Source organism: Jutongia huaianensis (assembly GCF_014384985.1).
GTDB lineage: Bacteria > Bacillota > Clostridia > Lachnospirales > Lachnospiraceae > Jutongia > Jutongia huaianensis.
Map to the genome: position 1 here is coordinate 1 of NZ_JACRSX010000050.1, position 1495 is coordinate 1495.

Consider the following 1495-nt stretch of genomic DNA (forward strand, 5'->3'; position numbering starts at 1 on the left):
TTTTTTTCAGCAATAATACCTGCTGGAAACTGATTTTCGCAATACATTTTATTTCACCCACTAGGTTAAACAAAATTTTGTTTTTTTACTGTATCATCATGCATTATCCTGTATAATGAAAGTATCAAAAGATAGGCGGAGGCAGTGCAATGAAGAAAATACACATTGAATTCAGCGATGAGCGGCTCATTACTCCCAGTGGTCTGGTATTCGTAGGGCAAATACTTGGAAAAAGCAGTTTTGTTAAAAAAATCAACCGTGCTCCAATTTCAAAAGATTATCTGCAGAAACAGATAAAAAATGGAGACGTGCTCCTCACCTATATTGGTATGCTCTGTCAGGGAAAACCCCAGTATGAGGCTGTCCGTGAAATGATGGATGACCCTGACTACTACAAATACGCATTAGGCATCTCCTATGCGATTCCTTCCGCCGAAACACTCCGTCAGCGTTTTGACATGATCGGGGATTCCCTGCGCAAAGACATCCAGCAGGCAAATGTCGACATGCTGCGTGAAATGCACATAGAGCCGACAGCCCTGGATAACGGCTTTGTTCCTGTCGATATTGATGTAACCCCCTTTGACAATTCGAAATCCAATAAGGAAGGCGTATCCCGTACCTACAAGGGTTTTGACGGATATGCACCAATTATGGCATATATCGGCACAGAAGGATACCTCGTCAATCTTGAACTGCGGATTTGGAAACAGCACTGCCAGAAAGAAACTCCTGATTTCCTGAGAGAGACCATTGAACTGTGCAGACAGCTGACGGAAAAACCACTGCTCATCCGGCTGGATTCCGGCAACGATGCATCTGAAAACATAGGCATCTTTATGGAAGAAAGCTATAAATACAACAATGTGTCTTTCATCATAAAACGGAATCCCAGACAGGAAAGTAAAGAAGAATGGCTGGAATCCGTCAGGGAATGCTGCCAGAATATCCAGCATCCACGTGATGGGAAAACTGTTTATATCGGACAGACCTTCCGGAATGTGACATATTCCCTTTCTGATAACGAGGAGAAAACTGTCGGAATACGCACAATTTATGAGATCACGGAAAGAACCATTGACCGATATGGGCAGTATTTTATCGTACCCGATATAGAACTGGGCACATACTGGACAAACACTTCCCTGCCAGACGAAACAGTCATTGATCTTTACCATGCCCACGGAGAAAGTGAGCAGTATCACAGTGAAATCAAGACGGACATGGATGTTGAAAGACTCCCGTCGGGAAAGTTTGAGAGCAACAAACTGGTGCTGGAGCTGACAATGATCGCATATAATATCCTTCGAATCATAGGGCAGGAATCGCTGAAAAAGAAGGATGCTCCCGGCCGGAAGAAAATACATCGCCGAAAAATACGTACGGTGATCAGTAATCTTATGCAGTGCGGGACATCTGACAGAACATGCCGGCCGTCTGGTGCTGTCCATTGGAAGGAGTAATCGCTGGAGATTTACTTTCAAGCGTCTTTATG

At 43.9% G+C, this 1495-nt stretch carries 1 pseudogene; it reads left to right on the top strand.

What is annotated here, in order from left to right:
* Positions 1-149: 149 nt before the first annotated feature.
* Positions 150-1495 (top strand): annotated as a pseudogene (locus H8704_RS14010) (IS1380-like element ISClsp2 family transposase); the annotation flags it as partial.